Source organism: Streptomyces sp. IBSBF 3136 (assembly GCF_036815105.1).
In the GTDB taxonomy this organism is placed as follows: Bacteria; Actinomycetota; Actinomycetes; order Streptomycetales; family Streptomycetaceae; genus Streptomyces.
Genome location: NZ_JAJSZC010000507.1, coordinates 1 through 651, shown reverse-complemented (window position 1 = coordinate 651; position 651 = coordinate 1). Strand labels below are relative to the sequence as shown.

The window sequence follows — 651 nt, the reverse complement described above, 5'->3', positions numbered from 1 at the left end:
TTCTGGTTCTTCTGCTGGCTCTGATCCTCTTCGGTGCGGGTTTCGCGCTGAAGGCACTGTGGTGGATCGCGGTGATCGTGCTCATCGTGTGGCTGCTGGGCTTCGTCGCCCGTTCCGCGGACAGCGGCGGCCGCAAGGGTCGCTGGTACCGCTGGTAGACGTAAGCCACCCGGCGCGAGGAGCGCGCCACGCGCGAGAGTGAGTGGGGGGGGGGGGGGGGGGGGGGGGGGGGGGGGGGGGGGGGGGGCGGGGGGGGGNCCCCACTCGCGTAAGCAACGTGCGCCAGCGGTTGGGAGGGATCGGGCGTATCGGGCGCATCGTAGGGTACGTGAGGTATGCAACGGCCCCGCGGACCCAGCAGTGGAACCCTGCTCCTCCTGTCTGCGGGGCCGCTGCGCACGGCGGCACGGGCAAAGCCCGACAGACGGGAGCCGGGCTGGAGACCCCTCGACGTCACCCTTGACGGTGGTCCGGACGCCAGGACGGAGTCCGCCTACTGGCCCCCGGACACGACCAACCTGTACGGGTGGCGCCCGACATACTGGCGTGGAACCGAGTCGTAACACCCGGCCCGAGGTCTACCGTGGGCGGCTCCCTCACAGGGGGGAGAATGCCCCGTCGGCCGGGGACGGGGTCCGTGGGCCGCGGGGG

Annotated in this window: 1 protein-coding gene; it reads left to right on the top strand. The window is 72.2% G+C overall.

Going from position 1 to position 651, the window contains the following annotated elements:
- Positions 1-2: 2 nt before the first annotated feature.
- On the top strand, positions 3-158 hold the full coding sequence (locus V7E45_RS40490) for a DUF5670 family protein (protein ID WP_333779274.1): 156 nt from the start codon (positions 3-5) through the stop codon (positions 156-158).
- The last annotated feature ends 493 nt before the right edge of the window (positions 159-651 follow it).